12 protein-coding genes are annotated in these 16795 nt (G+C 53.0%); 8 read left to right on the forward strand and 4 right to left on the reverse strand.

Annotated elements, in window-relative coordinates; genetic code table 11:
• Positions 1–2: 2 nt before the first annotated feature.
• Complete coding sequence (locus tag IEY39_RS00910) at positions 3–2525, forward strand: DNA gyrase/topoisomerase IV subunit A (RefSeq protein WP_188927580.1); 2523 nt, start codon at positions 3–5, stop codon at positions 2523–2525.
• 46 nt (positions 2526–2571) lie between these two features.
• Here IEY39_RS00910 and IEY39_RS00915 read toward each other — a convergent pair whose 3' ends face one another.
• From IEY39_RS00915 to accD, 4 genes are all read right to left on the reverse strand, one after another.
• Complete coding sequence (locus IEY39_RS00915) at positions 2572–3636, reverse strand: hypothetical protein (protein ID WP_188927582.1); 1065 nt, start codon at positions 3634–3636, stop codon at positions 2572–2574.
• Between the two features lie 101 nt (positions 3637–3737).
• Positions 3738–4190, reverse strand: a complete 453-nt coding sequence (smpB, locus tag IEY39_RS00920) for an SsrA-binding protein SmpB (protein WP_188930292.1) — start codon at positions 4188–4190, stop codon at positions 3738–3740.
• 3 nt (positions 4191–4193) lie between these two features.
• Positions 4194–5639: a hypothetical protein gene (locus IEY39_RS00925; RefSeq protein WP_188927583.1), complete on the reverse strand. Its 1446-nt coding sequence runs from the start codon at positions 5637–5639 to the stop codon at positions 4194–4196.
• Between the two features lie 48 nt (positions 5640–5687).
• On the reverse strand, positions 5688–6599 hold the full coding sequence (gene accD / locus IEY39_RS00930; protein ID WP_188927585.1) for an acetyl-CoA carboxylase, carboxyltransferase subunit beta: 912 nt from the start codon (positions 6597–6599) through the stop codon (positions 5688–5690).
• A 152-nt stretch (positions 6600–6751) separates the two neighbouring features.
• On the opposite strand from accD, the gene IEY39_RS00935 reads away from it, so the two are divergent.
• The 7 genes from IEY39_RS00935 to IEY39_RS00965 all read left to right on the forward strand — a co-directional run bounded on the left by IEY39_RS00935 (position 6752) and on the right by IEY39_RS00965 (position 16781).
• A complete protein-coding gene (locus tag IEY39_RS00935; protein ID WP_188927587.1) occupies positions 6752–7441 on the forward strand; it encodes a succinate dehydrogenase cytochrome b subunit in 690 nt (229 codons plus the stop codon).
• Positions 7442–7465: 24 nt separating this feature from the next.
• The gene (locus IEY39_RS00940) at positions 7466–9439 is read left to right on the forward strand and encodes a fumarate reductase/succinate dehydrogenase flavoprotein subunit (protein ID WP_188927589.1); all 1974 of its coding nucleotides are present in this window, start codon (positions 7466–7468) and stop codon (positions 9437–9439) included.
• A gap of 23 nt (positions 9440–9462) precedes the next feature.
• Positions 9463–9903 (forward strand): hypothetical protein, encoded by a 441-nt coding sequence (locus tag IEY39_RS00945; protein ID WP_188927591.1) that lies wholly within the window; start codon positions 9463–9465, stop codon positions 9901–9903.
• Entirely contained in the window at positions 9900–10289 is a 390-nt protein-coding gene (locus IEY39_RS00950; protein WP_188927593.1) for a gamma-glutamylcyclotransferase family protein, read from the forward strand. Before IEY39_RS00945 ends, IEY39_RS00950 begins: the two co-directional genes overlap by 4 nt.
• Before the next feature lie 9 nt (positions 10290–10298).
• Positions 10299–11063, forward strand: coding sequence for a succinate dehydrogenase/fumarate reductase iron-sulfur subunit (locus IEY39_RS00955; protein WP_188927595.1), 765 nt, complete (start codon positions 10299–10301; stop codon positions 11061–11063).
• 24 nt (positions 11064–11087) lie between these two features.
• Positions 11088–12740 carry an ABC-F family ATP-binding cassette domain-containing protein gene (locus IEY39_RS00960; RefSeq protein ID WP_188927601.1) on the forward strand — a complete coding sequence of 551 codons (1653 nt, stop codon included), beginning with the start codon at positions 11088–11090 and terminating at the stop codon, positions 12738–12740.
• 126 nt (positions 12741–12866) lie between these two features.
• Positions 12867–16781 (forward strand): DUF8818 domain-containing protein, encoded by a 3915-nt coding sequence (locus IEY39_RS00965; RefSeq protein WP_188927602.1) that lies wholly within the window; start codon positions 12867–12869, stop codon positions 16779–16781.
• Positions 16782–16795 lie beyond the last annotated feature (14 nt).

Consider the following 16795-nt stretch of genomic DNA (forward strand, 5'->3'; position numbering starts at 1 on the left):
TTATGGCGAAAAGCAAAATAGCAGACGATTTTCATGAGAATGAGGCCGGGGTCACGGGCCAATACAAGAACTGGTTCCTGGATTATGCCTCTTATGTTATTTTGGAACGGGCCGTACCGGCGGTGGAAGACGGGTTGAAGCCCGTGCAGCGGCGTATCCTGCATGCCATGAAGGAAATGGATGACGGGCGTTTCAATAAGGTGGCTAATATCATCGGGCAGAGCATGCAGTACCATCCGCACGGGGATGCGAGTATCGGCGAAGCCCTTGTCAATATGGGACAGAAGGATCTGCTGATCGAAACCCAGGGCAACTGGGGGGATGTCCGGACCGGCGATGATGCCGCTGCATCGCGTTACATCGAGGCGAGGCTCAGCAAGTTCGCTCTCGAGGTAGCCTTCAATGCCAAAACTACAGAATGGCAATTGAGCTACGACGGCCGTAAAAACGAGCCTGTCACGCTGCCGATGAAATTCCCTCTCTTGCTGGCGCAGGGGGCGGAGGGCATTGCCGTTGGCCTGGCGACCAAGATACTGCCGCATAATTTCTGTGAATTGTGTGAAGCTGCGATGAAATATCTGAAGGGACGGAAATTCGAGCTCTTCCCGGATTTTCTCACTGCGGGGATGATCGACACCACGAATTACAACGATGGGAAACGGGGTGGGAAGGTACGCGTCCGGGCGCGAATCGAAGAGATGGATAAGAAGACACTTTTGGTGAAGGATGTGCCCTATGGAGTAACGACGACGCAGCTGATCGATTCGATCTTGAAGGCCAACGACCAGGGGAAGATAAAGGTGAGGAAGGTGACGGATAATACGGCTGCCGATGTGGAGGTCCAGATCGACCTGGCGCCGGGGATCTCGCCCGATATTACGATCGACGCGTTGTACGCCTTTACCGATTGTGAAGTGAGCATCTCTCCCAATGCCTGTGTCATCATCGACAAGAAGCCGACGTTTCTCGGTGCAAGAGAACTGCTTACCCTATCGGTGGATCATACCAAGGACCTGCTGAAACGGGAATTGGAGATAAAGCTCGGCGAACTGCAGGAAAAATGGCATTATACTTCGCTGGAAAAGATATTCTTTGAAGAGAAGATCTATAAAGAGCTGGAGAAGAAGCACGAGACCTGGGACAAAGTTTTGGCGGCTATCGCGAAGGCTTTTGAACCCTTCCGTAAACAATTGAAGCGGGATATTACCCGGGAAGATATCGTGAAGCTGACCGAGAAGCCGGTGAGGCGTATCTATCGGCTGGATATCGAGGAACTGAACGCCCAGATAAAGGGACTGGAAGCCGAGATCAAGCAGGTGAAGTATGATCTCAACAATCTCGTCGACTTTGCTATCGCTTATTACGAGAACCTGCTCAAAAAGTATGGTAAGGGTCGTGAACGCAAGACGGAAATGCGGCCATTCGAGGCCATCCAGGCCCAGCAGGTGGCTATTGCCAATGTCAAGCTGTATGTCAACCGCCAGGAAGGGTTTATCGGGACGGGGTTGAAGAAGGATGAGTTTGTGACGGATTGCAGCGATCTCGACGATATCATCGCCTTTACCAAGGGTGGGAAGATGAAGGTGGTGCGGGTGGCCGACAAGGCGTTTATCGGTAAGGATATCCTGCATGTGGCGGTCTTCCGGAAGAACGATGAGCGAACCACCTATAATATGATCTATGTCGACGGGAAGAGCGGGGTGAGCTATGCCAAGCGGTTCAACGTCACCGGCGTCACCCGTGACAAAGAATACGATCTGGCGAAGGAAGACCCCAAGAGCAAGGTGCACTACCTGTCTGCCAACCCCAATGGCGAGGCCGAGGTGGTGAGGGTGATCCTCAGTCCCAGCAGTACAGCAAGGCATAAGGAGTTTGACTTTTACTTTGAGGAACTGGAGATCAAGAACCGGAGTTCGCTCGGCAACCAGGTGACGAAATACCCGATAAGAAATGTGAAATTCAAGGAGGCGGGGAAATCGACACTCAGCGGCAGAAAGATCTGGTTCGACCCGACCTTTGGCCGGCTGAACACGGAGGAGAAGGGAGAATATCTCGGCAGTTTTGAAGGGGATGAGCGGCTGCTGGTAATTTATAATGACGGGAATTATGAGCTGACGGATACGGAGCTGACGCAGCGGTTCGATGCCGATAAGATCATCGAGATCCGCAAATTCGATCCGGAGAAGATCATCACCGCCATTTACCTGGATAACGAGAAGCTGCAATACAATGTAAAGCGGTTTAAGATCGAGACGACCACGCTGCACAATAAATTCCTGTTCATCAAGGAAGGGGAGGGTAACCGGCTGGAGATCGTAACGCTGCATCCTGAGCCTGTGGTGGTGATCAAGTCGGGGCGTGGGGCGCAGGCCAAGACGCAGAAGGTGAAGATCGCCGGTTTTGTGGAGGTGATGGGCTGGAAGGCAGTGGGCAGCAAATTATACGACTACTCCAAGAGCGTAGAGTTCGAATGGGGACACAAGGAGGAGGCTAAAGAGACGCCGCCGCAGACGGAGTTGTTCTAAGGGGAGCCGGCGGTGGATGCTGCTTTCGAGTTGATCGGTCGCTGCTCTAAGGCTGTTGGGTGGCGGCCAGTGCGGACTTCTTGCGTTTGAGCTGGATGGTGGCGTTTTCGGTGAAGCTGCTGCTCATAAAGACCTCGTAGCGGTTCTTTCCGTCGGTGACGACCATGAGAGCGGTGTTGGGAGGGATGCGGCCCAGGTTTTCGGCATACATACCTACCTCGTTGATGTCGCGGGTGCTGTCCAGGCGGAGGAATAGGTTGAAGGCTTTTGCGGCCAGTTCTTTGTGGATGACGGCTAGCTGTCCGTTGACGAAGACGGAGATGCTGTCACCGTCGATCTCTCCATTATCATAGAAGCTGAGGCGGACCGAGTCGGATTCGACCTCGAGGACCCGTTTGAGGACGGATTTACGCTTAACAAAGGATTCTACTATTTTTTTATTGTCTTCTTTTTCCGGGTCGGCGGGGGGTGCTGCTACAGTGGCTTTGGCCGGAGCGATAGTGGTTTGCGCCGAGTCAGTGGTGGCTTTTTGTTCTGCGGGCGGCGGCAGGGAAACGGTGGGCTGGGCCGGTGTCGCGGCTTGTACGGCATCTACCACCAGATCGTCTTCCTGGGGCTTCCAGATGCGGGCGCTGGCAAGACCTGCTGATATTGTGCTATCTGTCTGATTGTCAGACTTATCTAGAATGTAACTCACCTTTATATCCGGGCAGGTATAGCGATATTTGGCATCGTGGAGCAGAAAGCCTTTTACGGAGCTTCCTGCCCTGGAGGTGAGGAGAATTCCTTTGAAATGGGTGTTACAGTCGACGCTGTTGAGTGTGGAGACGGAGCCATAGTAGATCATCGGGATATTGAGGATGGTGATCTGCCGGCTTTTCGGGTCATAACGGCCGTGGATGAAGAAGCTTTGGTATTTATCGCGGAAGTAATAGCCGAAAATGCCGTCTACCCGGGTGCCTTTCTGCCTTATGATGAGCTCGGTGAGGTAGTTGTTGTGGATCCCGGCCATTTCCACGTCAGCATGGCCATACCAGCTACCGGACACGGTTTGGGCGGACAATGCGCCGTGGACGGCGAGGAAAGCACAGATATATAATAGTCTTCGCATTAGGTGGTATAAGTGGGTTCCTTTTGGAGGATTAAGTAGAAATTTTCATGCCATAATTCTTTTCTACAACGAAATAAGGGTGAGGTTATTTTAGGGGAGGCTTATTGCCTGTTGAGATAGCGTTTTATCTCCTTCTGGGTATCGCGTTGTTTGATGGTTTCGCGTTTGTCGTATTGTTTTTTACCCTTTCCAAGGCCTATTTCCAGTTTGGCGTAGCCTTTTTCGTTGAAGAAGATGCGAAGGGGGACGATGGTGTAGCCCTTTTCTTTTATCTTATTTTCGAGTTTGCGCAGTTCGCGTTTGGTGAGAAGGAGTTTCCGGTCGTGAACGGCGATGTGGTTGTTGGTGGTGCCGAAGCGGTATTCGGCGATGTGCATGTTCCGGACCCACAGCTCGCCTTTGAAAAATACGCAGAAGCTGTCGACGAAGTTGACCTTGCCGTCGCGGATGGATTTGACCTCGGTGCCGACCAATACCATGCCTGCATCGAACTTGTCTTCGATGAAATAGTCGTGATAGGCCGATCGGTTCTTTATTTCTTTTGTATCCGGGATAACCTAGAATTTATAAATGAGATATTTCTGCTGGCCGGCATCGTACCAGGCCAGCCAGTAGTCGTTGCCGTGCTGAAACCCTGACATCTGTTTACGGGGGATGTTTTGGGAATTTGCAAAAGTATTGATTAATTCAGATTTATCCGTCATCTCTTTGTACGGCAGGGCACCGAACGTATCATTTTCGAAGCAGGAATAAAAGTACATCGTATGGATGGGAGCCGCTTCGAAGAGCAGCACGGGTTCCGTTACGACGATGGTTGCCGCGCTGAGGATCAGCATTAATTGCCCGAAACTTTCGCGGTTGTAGATGGTGCCGATGCTGACTTCGATGCGGCCGCTGTCCAGCTTCCGGGCGGAGACGCCCATGGTCCAGAAGTCGAAGGCGTTGACGGCGAAATCCTCCAGTTTTATCGGATGAATTTTGTCTTTTCGCCAGAAATCACCCTCCTGCCAGATGGGGCTCCTTGGAAAAGAGGTATTGCCCTTGGTATCGGGGGCGTAGCTGGTGATGAGCTTGCCCGTGTGAAGATCGTAGAAGGCAAGCCAGGGTTGGCGGTGGACAATTGCGGTAGTGATGAGGGTATTATCGAAGATAAACGAATTGCCGGTGCTGAAACCGATGGGGAGGGCTTTGTGGTACCAGTCTTCGGGGTTGAACTGCAGCAGGCGGCTGGGGCGCTCGTCGAGGGGTACTTCAATAACGTTTGTCACCAGCTGGTGAGTGTCGAAAGTCAGATAGAGCATGCCCGGGCGGATATAGCATTTGCTTTTGTTGACCACGGCGCTCATGGGTGGGGGTGTGATGCTGTCTTCCTGTGTCATTCCGACGCTTCCGGCGAGATCGTAGCAATTGTCGACATGGTTCTTTATGAAAGCCCTTGTACCGTGCCACCAAATGATCCCCCATTTTTTTATCGGGATCTCTTTTTGGAAGGTGTCGGTACCGGCTCCCGGCCGTCGACGGTAGATAAAGAGCGTATTGGCATGTTTTTGTACGGTGATCGCATAGAAAGTGTTGTCCTGGTAGAAGGCCTGGAAGAGCTGCTGATCTGACGGAATCGCCAGTGAATCCGTTTGGCGGGTCTGTCGCGCCACTAATTCGGAATGCAGGAATCGAAGGAGTGAATAATCCTTGTTCGAGATACAGGTTTCGATGCCATCGGGGAAGGCGGCCGTGACCAGATAGCGGCTTTTTTTGCTGTTGTAGTCGAGGGTGGTCAGGATAACCGGTGCGCCGGCGGCACTATCGCCGGAAAGCCAGCAGTAGCGGATGCTGTGCGGGGAGGTGATGGAGAGCAGGATATTTCCTGACCGGCCATCAGGGGTTCCAACGACATGGAGGCCCTGCGCATCGGCAGAGTCCATGGGCAGTTCGAATACTTTTTGCTGACCTTCCGTAAGGAGACGGCCCAGCAATAGGATGGCAAGCAGGGTTGTTTTTTTCACAGGCAAGTAGGCGTTTAAGGGTTTTGACAAGGGGCGGACCGGCAGCCATTACCCTTTGAACAGGGTGATGAGGGTAGCGATCTTTTCCTTTAGTTCTTTCCTATTAACGATGAAATCGAGAAATCCGTGTTCGAGCAGGAATTCGCTGCGCTGAAAGCCTTCGGGAAGGTCTTTCTTTATCGTTTCCTTGATGACGCGAGGGCCGGCGAAGCCGATGAGGGCTCCCGGCTCGGCGATGTTGAGGTCGCCCAGCATCCCAAAGGAGGCGGAGATACCACCAAAGGACGGGTCGGTGAGCAGGGATATATAGGGGATCTTTGCGTCCGTTAGCTGGGAGAGTTTGCCGGAGACCTTGGCGAGCTGCATGAGGGAGAAGGCGCTCTCCATCATCCGCGCTCCGCCTGACTTACAGATGATGAGCAGGGGGGCACGGTTTGCCAGACTGTAGTCTACGGCTCTTGAGATGCGTTCGCCCATGACGCTGCCGAGCGAGCCGCCGATGAAATCGAAGTCCATGCAGCCGATGACCATGTGATGCTCTTTTACGTCGCCTGCGGCGACGCGGATGGAGTCGGTGATATCGGTCTTTGCCCAGGTTTCTTCCAGTCGTTTCTGATATGATTTCAGATCGGTGAAGTGGAGGAAGTCCTTTGAACGGATGTTCTCGAAAAGAACTTCGTAATGGTTGTCGTTGAAAAGTATGTCGAAATATTCCGCACTGCCGATGCGGTGATGATGACCGCATTTGGGGCATACGAATATGTTTTCCCGCAATTCTGTTACCGTGCAGATGAAATTACAGTTGGGGCATTTTGTCCAGAGGCCTTCGGGTGTCTCTTTTTTTTCTGCTGTGCTGGTCAGAATACCTTTTTTGATGCGACGGAACCAACCGCTTTTACTTTCTTCACTTTGTCCTTCGTCACCGGCCAGGTTCGCTTCAAAATCTTCTTCTTTGTTCATTTGTGGTTATTAGTTGGCTAATTTAGCGGCTAAGATACTAAACAACGGGGATTTCCCGTCTTACTGTCTTTCTGCCGACAAAAAAAGTAAATGAATGCTATTTTTGAACCTTTCCTGTGCTAAATTTGCGCGGTTGGTATAAAATATTAAGCATGAAATGGTCTGAACTCTTTACTTCTTCCGTAGGCAAGAAATTCGTAATGGGCCTCACGGGGGTTTTCCTGATCGGTTTCCTGGTGGTGCACGTCGGTATCAATGCCTGTATCTGGGCTATGGATGACGGGCAGATGTTCAATAGGGCGGCTCATTTTATGGGAGCCACGGTTGTTATCCGCATCCTGGAAGTAGGGTTGTTTGCGGGGATATTCCTGCATTTTATCCAGGGACTGATGCTGGAATTTCAGAATCGGAAGAAGCGGGCTATCGGTTATCAGATACCGATGGCCAACCGGGGAAGCAAGTGGTATTCACGTTCGATGGGGCTACTTGGCACGATCATCCTGATTTTCCTGATCATCCACTGGAAGCAGTTTTGGATCCCTTCCCGGTTCACCGAACTGCCTGATGTGACGTATGACAACGGCAATCCCGCGCCCGTGCATGATCTTTTCGGCCTGATGAAGGAAACTTTTAGCCATGGCTGGGTGGTCATCGTCTATGTCATCGCGTGTATTTCGCTGGCCTATCATCTGCTGCATGGATTCCAGAGCGCCTTTCGCAGCCTGGGTGTCTATAATTCACGCTATCTCGTCCTCATCAACGGTGTCGGCATCGGGTTCTCTATCATCGTTCCCCTGGCTTTTGCCATGATGCCTGTTTCCATGTACTTTAACTGGGTATAGTTTCTTTTTAAAAATAATTACGTCATGCTCGAATCAAAAATCCCCCAGGGCCCTATTGATAAAAAATGGGAAGATTATAAAGGTCATGTGAAGCTGGTGAACCCGGCCAACAAGCGTAGTCTCGAGATCATTATTATAGGTACGGGGCTGGCCGGCGCATCTGCCGCCGCTTCGCTGGGTGAGATGGGTTATAAGGTAAAGGCCTTTTGTTTCCAGGATTCGCCTCGTCGGGCGCACAGCATCGCGGCCCAGGGAGGCATCAATGCCGCCAAGAACTACCAGAACGACGGAGACAGTGTTTTCCGGTTGTTTTATGATACCGTCAAGGGTGGAGACTACCGTAGTCGCGAGGCCAATGTGCACCGGCTGGCGGAAGTGAGCGTCAACATCATCGACCAGTGTGTGGCGCAGGGGGTTCCCTTTGCACGGGAATACGGCGGGTTGCTGAGCAACCGGAGTTTTGGTGGTGTGCAGGTTCAGCGTACCTTCTATGCGGCCGGCCAGACGGGTCAGCAATTGCTCATCGGCGCCTACCAGGCCCTGGAGCGGCAGGTGGCGCTCGGTAACGTAGAGATGTATTCCCGGCACGAGATGCTGGATGTGGTGGTGATCGACGGCAAGGCTCGTGGCATCATTGCGCGTAATCTTACCAGTGGCGAACTCGAGCGGCATTTCGGTCATGCGGTGCTGCTCTGCAGCGGCGGATACGGCAACGTCTTCTATCTCTCGACCAATGCTATGGGCAGCAATGTGACGGCGGCCTGGAAGGCGCATAAAAAAGGTGCTTATTTCGGTAATCCCTGTTATACACAGATACATCCCACCTGTATCCCGGTGACGGGTGATCACCAGTCGAAGCTGACGCTGATGTCGGAGTCGTTGCGTAACGATGGCCGTATCTGGGTGCCCAAGCAAAAGAACGATCTCCGCAAACCCAACGAGATACCTGTCGAGGAAAGAGATTACTATCTTGAACGCCGCTATCCCGCTTTTGGCAACCTGGTGCCGCGTGACGTGGCGTCGCGTGCGGCCAAAGAGCGGTGTGACGCGGGTTATGGAGTAGGCACGTCCAAGCAGGCTGTATACCTGGACTTCGCCTCGGCGATAGAACGTTATGGGAAGACCGAATGCCGGAAGCACGGCATCGAGAATCCTTCGGCCGGGGAGATTCGCAAACATGGGGTCGAAGTGATCAAGGAAAAATATGGTAACCTCTTCGATATGTACGCCAAGATCACCGGAGAGGACCCTTATAGCACGCCGATGAGGATCTATCCGGCCGTTCACTATACTATGGGCGGGCTTTGGGTGGATTATGAATTAATGACCAGTGTACCGGGGCTGTATGCGCTTGGCGAAGCGAATTTCAGCGATCATGGCGCCAACCGGCTGGGAGCTTCCGCGCTGATGCAAGGGCTTGCCGACGGGTATTTCGTGATCCCTTATACGATAGGCAATTACCTGGCGGAGGAGATCAGAACGGCCATGATCCCTACGTCACATCCTGCTTTCGAGGCGGCGGAGGTCGCTGTCGCCGAGCGGTTGAAAAAACTGAAGACCATCAATGGTACGCAGAGTCCCGAGAGCTTTCACAAGCGGCTTGGGAAGATCATGTGGGATAAGTGCGGAATGGCCCGGAATGAAGCCGGTCTGAAGGAAGCGATCGAGGAGATCAAGGCGTTGAAAGCCGAGTTCTGGCGCGATCTCCGGGTGACGGGAGACATCGCCGAATTCAATCCCGAACTGGACAAGGCTGGCAGGGTAGCCGACTTTATCGAACTCGGAGAGCTGATGTGCCAGGATGCGTTGCAGCGCCGGGAAAGCTGTGGCGGCCATTTCCGTGAAGAGATGCAGACGGAGGATGGGGAAGCGAAGCGGGATGACGCCCATTTCAGTTTTGTAGCGGCCTGGGAATACAAGAACGATGGAAATTGGGAGTTGCACAAAGAGCCGTTGGAGTTCGAGGTGGTGCACCCGACTCAGCGGAGTTATAAGTAATAGCCGCAGAAAATGCTTATTCTATGATAGCAATGCAGTGGGTGGAATGGGTGGCCAGAGTGGTCGCCGGGTTAGGAGCGGGGCTTGGGATAACCATCGCCGCGTTCAACTACCGGTATCAGACGAGGATCAAGCAGGCCGAGTGGCTGAAATCGTTGTTCGAGAAGTTCTATGAAAGTTCGACCTATAAGGAAGTGCGGGTCTGGCTGGACTATGGGGTTTTGCACGAGCAGCTGACAGTGACTGACGCAACCCAGCGGCAGCAAAATGAAGAGCGGTTCACGGACTTTCTCAACTTCTTTGAATTCATCGGGGTTTTGCATTTTAGAGGCCATTTGCCGCTGGAGCAGGTGCGAGATGTTTTTGATTATTACCTTACGAAGATTGGCGCTGATGCCGATTGCAAGGAGTGGATTGACAAATACAGTTTTGAGAAGCTTAAGGGCCTTTTGGCAAGAATATGACAGATTATTTATTCTTATATGGCACCCTGCGCAAGCGCTACGACCTGAAACTAAAAGATAAGGTGAAGAAGGGATGGAAGTATGTGGGTCAGGCGAAGATCGGGGCGGCTTTATACGATATCGGGAAGTACCCGGGGGCTGTGAAGGACAGGTCGGGGAAAGAAGTGATCGGGGATGTATTCCAGGTGCATGATCCGGCCAATGTATTCCGGGTGCTGGATGCATATGAAGGAAATGAATTCGTGCGGAAAAAAGGGAAAGTGCGGATGCGGAAGGGTGGGGAGCTGAATGCCTGGATATACTGGTATGAGCCCGACCCGGCGGGTAAGGCGCCAATACGGCATAAAGACTATTTGAACTATTTGAAAAATAAAAGTATCCACTAAGCGAATTTTATGGAACACTATACGATGAACCTCACCCTCAAGGTCTGGAGGCAAAAGAACAAGAAAGACAACGGGCATTTTGAGACCTATTCCGTCAGCGGGATCTCTTCGGAGATGTCCTTTCTGGAGATGTTCGACGTGCTGAATGAGCGTCTGGTGGTTGAAGGGAAGGAGCCTATTGCGTTTGACCATGACTGCCGGGAGGGGATCTGCGGCATGTGTTCCATGTATATCAATGGCCGGCCGCACGGGCCCTGGGAGGGGACGACGACCTGCCAGCTGCATATGCGGGCTTTCAAGGACGGCGACACCATCGTGGTAGAGCCCTGGCGGGCCAATGCCTTCCCGGTGGTGAAAGACCTCGTCGTCGACAGGAGTGCTTTCGATCGCATCATCCAGGCCGGGGGATTTATCTCGGTGAATACGGGTAATGCGGTGGACGCCAATGCCATCCCCATCGAGAAGGACAAGGCGGATACGGCGTTTGCCGCCGCGGCCTGCATTGGCTGCGGAGCTTGTGTCGCAGCCTGTAAGAACAGCTCTGCTTTGCTTTTTGTCTCGGCGAAAGTGTCCCATCTGGCCTTGTTGCCACAGGGTGACCCTGAGCGCAAGGCACGGGTGGTGGATATGATCGCGCAGATGGATAAGGAAGGGTTTGGCAGTTGTACGTCCACGGGCGCCTGCGAGGCTGTATGTCCCAAAGAGATCTCTATTACGAATATAGCCCGGCTTAATGCGGAATATGCACGGGCCGGTTTGACGACGGATAAATAAAGAGAAAGTGCTACTTTTGCACCCATGATCAGAGTGAACAATGTCACCCTTTCCTTTGGGAAACGGGTTCTTTTCGATGAAGTCAATCTAACATTTACCAAAGGAAATTGCTACGGGGTGATCGGGGCCAACGGCGCCGGTAAGTCGACCTTCCTGAAAATACTGGCGGGAGATATAGAGCCTTCCAAAGGGTCGATCGAGATTGCTTCCGGGCAGCGCATGGCCGTTTTGAACCAGAACCACTTTGCCTTTGACGAGGACACCGTGCTTCATACCGTGCTGAAGGGACATCAGAAGATGTGGAAGGTGATGCAGGAACGGGATGCCATTTATGCCAAAGCGGATTTCTCTGAAGAGGATGGGCTCCGTGCCGGGGAGTTAGAGGGTGAGTTTGGTGAGATGGGCGGTTATACGGCGGAGAGCGATGCCGCGGCGTTGTTAAGCGACTTGGGCGTAAAGGAATCTCTCCATAGCAGCCTGATGAAGGAGCTGGCGGGCGTGTTGAAGGTGCGGGTGCTGCTGGCGCAGGCTTTGTTTGGCAACCCGGATATCCTGATCCTGGACGAACCTACCAACGACCTGGACGTAGAGACCATCAATTGGCTGGAGAACTTCCTGGCCGACTATGAGAATATCGTTATCGTCGTCTCCCACGACCGTCACTTCCTCGACGCGGTGTGTACGCATGTCGCGGATGTCGACCGGCAGAAAATAAAGATCTTTACGGGTAACTATACCTTCTGGTATGAGTCTTCGCAGCTGATGGCGCGGCAGCTGTCGGATAAGAACAAGAAGACGGAAGACAAGCGCGCGGCCCTGCTGGAGTTTATCGCCCGATTCTCCGCCAACGCTTCCAAATCCAAGCAGGCCACCTCCAGGAAAAAAGCCCTGGAGAAATTGACGATCGAGGAGATCGAGCCTTCCAACCGGCGTTATCCGGGGATCATCTTCAAACAGCTGAGAGAGGTAGGCAACCAAATCCTGAATATCGAAAAATTGGCCAAGAAGGCCGAAAACGGGCGCTTCCTGTTCTCCAATGTAACCTTTAGCGTCAACAAGGGAGATAAGATTGCTTTTGTCAGCAAGGATCATCTTGCCCTGAGCACGTTCTTCCGCATCATCAGCGGAGAGGTTGTTCCCGATGGCGGGAAATACGAATGGGGGACAACTGTGACGAAGGCCTATTTGCCAAATGACAATTCCGAATATTTCGAGGGCGAGCAGATCAACCTGATGGACTGGCTACGACAATTCGTGCCGCCTCATGTGACTGATGTGGACGAACCTTTCCTGCGAGGATTTCTCGGCAAAATGTTGTTTAGTGGAGAGGAGGTGCTGAAAAATACGCATGTCCTGTCGGGGGGCGAAAAGGTCCGCTGTATGCTGAGCCGGATGATGTTGCAGGACCCGAATGTGGTGATACTGGATGAGCCGACCAATCACCTCGACCTTGAATCCATTCAGTCTTTCAACGAAAGCATGAGCAATTTTAAGGGTATCGTTCTGTTGACCTCCCATGACCATACTTTCCTGCAGACGGTGGCCAATCGGGTGATCGAACTGACGCCCGGCGGGATCATCGACCGGCTGATGTCCTTTGACGAATACCTCGAGGACGCGCGTGTGAAGCAGCTGCGGGAGGAACTATATCCCAAGGAAGGGTTGGTAAAAGCGTAGGACGACCTCCGGCGCGGCAGCATATAACGCCCTGGTTTTGTCTTATTTGATACAATAAAAGTGCAGAATCAGCATTTTTAAGAAAAACCACGGTTGTTGATCAGAAGGCTGCTTATACTTGTTCTGATGCTAGGTGGCGCTCTTGCCGCCAGGACGCAGCAACAGCCGGATTCCCTGAAAAAAAGGACGGATACCGTTCAGACAGCGAGGGTGGACAGCCTGCACCAGGCTTCCGATTCCCTGAAATTAAGTGACTCGCTGCACAAGAAAGCTGATAGTTTATTGAAAATCAATGACTCACTGCGGAAGGCCAGGGCGGACACCCTGCTTTCGGCTGCGGCAATGCTGCGCCAGGTGGATTCGATGAATGCATCGCCCGCCGGCCAGGTGGATTCGCTTAAATTGAAGCTGGACGCCCAGCTGAATGCCACCGCCAACCAAAGGGTGGGGATCCAACCCGGGATGCCGGGTTCTTTGGCGCGACAGGGGTATTCTCCGGGGACGGGAGCGGGCCCCGGAGCGATCGCTCCATCCACTGCGAGGGCGGGGCCGGCACGCCGGCCAACGTTGCGTAAGCCGGCGGAGCTGTCCAACCTGCACCGGAAATACATCCCGGTGAGAAACGGCCGGGTGCCGGTTGACTCGTCCAGTCTGATACCGGGCGCTTTTTTTGTCAAGGATGTCGGCGACAGCGCCTATATGCTCGACTATATCAACGGGGCGCTGGTGTGGAAACATCCGCCGCCGGACATGGACAGTGTGCTGGTCGTTTACCGGACCTTTCCCTACCGGCTGAATGCGGTGGCAAGGCGTTTCAACTACGACAGCATCGAGAACTATTTCCTTGTGCGGCCCTATGACAAGGACAAGGATGGGCGCAACGGCAGCGACAATTTCTTCAATTTCGGCAATATCACCTACAACGGCAGCTTTGGCCGGAGCATCACCTTTGGTAACAACCAGGACGCTGTTGTCACCTCCAACCTCAACCTGCAGATGAGCGGCTACCTGGCCGACAGCATAGAGATCTCCGCCGCCATCACCGATAACAATATCCCCATTCAACCCGATGGGACGACTGCCGACCTGAATGAATTCGATAAGATATTCCTGCAGTTTAAGAAGAAGAACTGGGCCCTCACCATGGGGGATATCGATCTGCGTCAGAACCAGCTATACTTCCTCAACTTCTACAAACGCCTTCAGGGGGCCTCTTTCGAGACGACGCAACAGATAGCGCCAAAGGTGACCAACAGGACGCTGGTGAGCGCGGCTATCGCCAAGGGAAAGTTTACCCGCAACATCTTCCAGGGACAGGAAGGCAACCAGGGGCCCTATAAGCTACAGGGCGCCAACGGGGAATTGTATTTTATCGTCCTGGCGGGCACCGAAAGAGTGTTTATCGACGGGCAGCTGATGCAGCGGGGGGAGGACCAGGATTATGTTATCAACTACAACACGGCCGAGATCACCTTTACGCCTAACCGCCTGATCAGCCAGGATGCCCGTATCCAGGTGGAGTTCGAATATGCCGACCGCAACTATCTCAACGTAAACCTCTATCTCTTCGATGAAGCGAATTTTTCCAACAAGCTGAAAGTGCGGGTGGGGTTATTCAGCAACAGCGATTCGCGTAACTCTCCGATAAATCAAACGCTGACGCCCGACCAGAATAAATTCCTTGCCAAACTGGGAGACAGCATCCAGCATGCTTTTTACCCGGTGGCCAATATCGATACGTTCGCTGCGGGGAAGATCCTTTACAAGAAGGTCGATACGACCTATAAGGATCGGAACGGCGTGTTGGTGCATGACTCGGTATACGTCTTTTCCACCGACAAGACTCAAACCCTCTACAGCCTGTCGTTTGCCAATGTCGGTCAGGGGTATGGCAATTATTTGCCGGATCTCAACGGGGTGAACGGCAATGTCTATTACTTTGTGGCCCCGGTGAACGGGGTAATGCAAGGGTCTTATGAGGCGGCGGAGTTTTTGGTGACGCCCAAGACGCAGCAGGTGATGTCGGTGGGGGCGGACTATGCCATCGACAAGCATTCTACGGTGATGGCGGAGCTGGCGCATAGCCATTACGATATTAATACCCTGTCCACCATCCAGAAGAACAATGATGACGGAAATGCGATGAAATTCACGTTCAAGAATATCAAGCCGCTGGGGCCGGCTGCCAAGGGGCTGGTGCTTACGGCAACCGCGGGTTTCGAGTATGTCCAAAAGCAGTTTGCTCCGCTCGAACGGCTGCGGAGCCCGGAATTCACCAGGGACTGGGGGTTGTCGCTTTATGTCAATCCGGCCGATGAGAAGATCTACAATGCCTCTCTTATGCTCAGCGACAAGAAGCTCAACTCCATTAAATACGAGGCGGCCCGGTATGAGCGTGGCGATGGGTTTACGGGGATGCGAAACAGCATTACGCAGCGGCAGCACCTGTTGGGGTGGGATGTTAACGACCAGGTGAGTCTCACTACCAGTGACAGCAGCCATGGGTGGTCGGGGTATTATCTGAAGCCGTCCGTCAACCTGTCGCGGAAGCTTCCTTTTTTGAAGAACTATGTCATCGGCGGCGGTTATTCGCTGGAGCAGAATGTAAATAAGTCGGCGGATACAATGACGGCTACCAGCTTTGCTTTTCATACCTGGACGGCCTTTCTGAAATCCCCGGAGAAAGCGCCGAACAAGTGGGGGGTGAGTTTTGCCGAGCGAACCAATGCGTATCCTTATGGCCAGAGTCTGCTGGTGGGCGACAGGAGCAAGACCTGGTCAGCCTTTGCCGATCTGATGAAAAATCCGCACCATCAATTCCATATCAATGTCAGCTACCGGCAGATGGAGATCACCAATAGCAATCTTGCGGCGCATACGGTGGACAGCAGTACGGTCGCCCAGGGTGGGGATAAGACGTTGCTGGGGAGGATGGAGTATGTCATCAATGAATGGAAGGGTTTTTTGCGGGGCAACCTGTTGTATGAGATCGGTTCGGGGCAGCAGCAGCGGCTCAGCTATACCTACCTCCAGGTTCCGGCGGGTACGGGACAATACGCCTGGATCGATTACAACCATGACGGCATCCAGCAGCTGAGCGAGTTTGTGCTGGCGCAATTCCCCGATCAGGCGCAGTATATCCGGGTGTATACGCCCACCAATGAATATGTCAAGGCCAACTACAATACTTTTAACTACAGCTTCTCGATCAATCCAAAGGCGATCGTTTCTTCCAGGGACGGGAGTTTTGCGCAATTCCTGGCCCGGGTGCTGTTCCAGTCGTCCATGCAGCTGACGCAGAAGCAGCAGGCCCGGGGAATTATAGAGTACAATCCTTTTGCCGCGCCGCTGAATGACACGGCGCTTATCACCCGGACGATGATCCTGGTCAACACCCTGTCCTTCAACCGGACCGATCCGCACTGGGGATTCGACCTGAGCAATACGCGGAATGGCGGGAAGACCCTGCTTACTTATGGCTATGAGACGAGGCAGACCAATGAGTGGTCGATACGTACGCGGCTCAACGTCACAAAATCGGTGATGTTGACGGGTGTTTTCCGCAGCGGCACCAATCAATTGAATAATTCGAGCACCAATTTCGACAGCAGCAACTATGATCTGAAGCAATGGTCGATGGAGCCGGGGCTTACCTATACACGGCGGTCGAACCTGCGGATCGGGATGGGTTTTAAACTGACGGCCAAACAAAATGCGCTGGAGTGGGGTGGGCAGAAATACACGTCGGATGCTTTTAATGCCGACTTCAAGTACAATATCCTTCAGAGCACGTCTATCCAAGGGAAGTTTACGATGAGCTCAATACTGTATACGGCCAAGGATGGGTCGCCGAGCACTACTTCGGCTGTCTCTTATACTATCCTGGAAGGGCTTGCGCCGGGGAAGAATTATCTGTGGAATCTCGACCTCACCAAAAAGCTGGGTGGAAGCCTGGAATTAAGTTTGCAGTATGAAGGGCGCAAGGCGGGTAATACGGGGATCGTTCATACGGGGAGGGCGGCGCTGCGTGCGTTGCTGTAAATGAAAAAACCCCG

Origin of the sequence: Puia dinghuensis (assembly GCF_014642875.1) — a bacterium.
Classification (GTDB): domain Bacteria; phylum Bacteroidota; class Bacteroidia; order Chitinophagales; family Chitinophagaceae; genus Puia; species Puia dinghuensis.